At 36.9% G+C, this 639-nt stretch carries 1 protein-coding gene; it reads right to left on the reverse strand.

Annotated features, from left to right (window positions below):
• Positions 1-639, reverse strand: a 639-nt coding sequence (locus AB9Q04_RS08105) for an extracellular solute-binding protein (protein ID WP_410024830.1), incomplete at both ends; no start/stop codon positions are given.

Below are 639 nucleotides of genomic sequence, written 5' to 3' on the forward strand. Positions count from 1 at the left end.
CATCATTTACTTGTACACCCCATCCTTTAAGTCCAAATGCTGGCATAAACCAGTGGCGGATCCCACCAAAGTTTACATCTGATATTGGAATTTCATCAGCTTCACCATTGCCATTTGGATCTTCATTTTTAAACCTAACCATTAGATCATAAAATTCATCTGTAGTCTTTGGTAGATCTTTAACTCCTAGATTATCTAACCATTCTCCGTTATACCAAACTGGACCCATAATCCATTTTGATGTAGGCCCTTCGTTGATATGTGGGATAGCATAGATGTGACCATCTGTAGTAGTTATTGACTTTTTAATTTCTGGATCTTCTTCCATCAGTTTATTAAAATTTGGTGCATACTCTGGAATCAAATCTTCTAAAGGAGCTAAGAGCCCTTGGCTACCATAGTCTACTTCTGCTGCCGCATTTAAGGTATTTGGGCCACCAGCATAGATGACATCAGGTATATCGCCACTTGCAAAATCAAGATTTAATTTTGTTTTAAATTCTGATTGTGGAGGTGTTGTTATATCCATGTGAACATTTGTTTTTTCTTCATAGTCTTTTACAAAGTCCATATCATTCCACTCATTGATACCAAGACCTGGGGCTACCATGGTCATAGTAATTTTTTCATCAACTATTG

This window comes from Anaerococcus groningensis (assembly GCF_046365465.1).
Classification (GTDB): domain Bacteria; phylum Bacillota; class Clostridia; order Tissierellales; family Peptoniphilaceae; genus Anaerococcus; species Anaerococcus groningensis.